We start from the raw sequence: 1,630 nt of genomic DNA on the forward strand, positions 1-1,630 counted from the left end.
TCAGCCACTTGCGCCACCCTTTCACCGCCGGCCACGAAGCCCGTCGCCGGCAGCGGATGCGTACTTTACGGATCCGCCGACGCGAACGCAAGGGGATGATTTAAAAATAGTCGCCCGGCATTCATGTGGCAACGTCTTCGACCACATAGGGGCGACTAACCTCGTTGAGCAAGTCGAGAATCGAGCGATAGGGAATCCCGGCATAGTCGTGCGCAAATTCAACCGGCTCTTGGAGCGTCAAACGCGTATCGAGGCGTTCCACCATACGTTGTGTACAGGGGATCGTATCGCACAGCACAGGGTAGCGGCCGTTCTCTAACGCGAGCAATAACTCGCGGTTGAGCTCGCGCTCCAACGTCTCAAGCGCCTCGAGCAGCTCTTTATAAAGCGCTTTCAGCGTGGATTCCAATTATCAGCCGGCGGACGCAGTGCATCGAACTCGGCGAGAGCATACCGGAGTTCGTCCAGGCCACGCACCTGAGTCGCCGTCATGCCCAACTCGCGGGCGGCATCGACGCACTCGGGGTTGTCGTCGAAGAAGCGCACCTGGCCAGGCACCACGTCGAGCGCGCGACAGACGAATTTGAAGGCCTCAGGATCAGGCTTGCGCGCGCCGATCTCATGCGAGGCAAACGCCTTTTCGAAGGGCACATCGATACGGTAGTCATCGATCAGCCGCCGCCAGTGAACGGGGTTGGTGTTGCTGAGTATAGCGCGACGGTAGACGGGACGAATTCGCTCGACCAGTGATATGGCACCCGCGTAGGGACCACGCATCCAGTCGTCGAACACTGCCAGGAACGCTGCCGGCGTCATGTCCAGCTCGAGTGCCTCGAGCGCCGCCCGGGCAAAGCGCATGCCTTCGTCTCCACCCGTTTCGAACGGCGTGATCGCTTCGAAGCCCATCCAGAAGCGCCGGGCCTGCTCGGTATCGAAACGTCCCTGAGTCAGCTCGGCGAGCCCGGATGTGCCACGCCAGTCGACTAGCACCCCACCAGCGTCGAATAGCAATACCGTTTCATCGGTCATTCGTCTCTCTCCGCTCCTGTCGGTCGCCCCTCAGCATGGCGCACGATCACCACCCGCTCAACCAGCGCCGCGGCTTGCACCAGACACCAGCGAATCCGCCCCAAGCTCGGCGATAGAGCGCGCTCCGGTGAGCGTCATCGCGACCCGAATCTCCTTCTCGAACAGCTCGAGCAGGTGGGTAACACCCACCTCACCGGCGGTAGCGAGTGCATAGACGAAGGCCCGCCCCAGCAACACGGTATCGGCACCCAAGGCGATCATGCGCACGACGTCCAGCCCATTACGCACACCAGAATCGGCCAGGACGGCCAGATCGCCTTTGACCGCGTCGGCGATGGCTGGCAAGGCACGCGCGGCAGAGGGCACACCATCGAGCTGACGGCCGCCATGGTTGGAAACGACGATGCCATCCGCGCCGAAGCGAACCGCATCGCGAGCGTCTTCGGGGTCGAGTATCCCCTTGATGATCATCGGGCCATCCCAGAACTCACGAATCCATTCCAGGTCCTTCCAGGAAATGGCGGGATCGAAGTTGTTGCCGAGCCAGGCGATATAATCCTCGAGCCCCGTCGGTTGGCCGCGATAGTCCGAGACGTTGCCC

General features: G+C 61.8%; 3 protein-coding genes. All 3 read right to left on the reverse strand.

The window, feature by feature from the left end:
* Positions 1–121: 121 nt before the first annotated feature.
* A complete protein-coding gene (locus tag OP495_RS17635; protein WP_280563765.1) occupies positions 122–409 on the reverse strand; it encodes a hypothetical protein in 288 nt (95 codons plus the stop codon).
* Positions 394–1,029, reverse strand: coding sequence for an HAD-IA family hydrolase (locus OP495_RS17640; RefSeq protein WP_280571066.1), 636 nt, complete (start codon positions 1,027–1,029; stop codon positions 394–396). The genes OP495_RS17635 and OP495_RS17640 overlap by 16 nt, the downstream gene beginning before the upstream one ends.
* Positions 1,030–1,086: 57 nt before the next feature.
* The coding region (locus OP495_RS17645; RefSeq protein WP_280571068.1) for an alpha-hydroxy-acid oxidizing protein at positions 1,087–1,630 on the reverse strand (544 nt) is incomplete at its 5' end.

The sequence above is a fragment of the Chromohalobacter sp. 296-RDG genome, from assembly GCF_029889885.1.
Taxonomy (GTDB): domain Bacteria; phylum Pseudomonadota; class Gammaproteobacteria; order Pseudomonadales; family Halomonadaceae; genus Chromohalobacter.

What these genes read in the sequence shown, in the direction of transcription:
- OP495_RS17640 (WP_280571066.1), bottom strand. Translation starts at nt 1,029, where the DNA reads ATGACCGATGAAACGGTATTGCTATTCGACGCTGGTGGGGTGCTAGTC.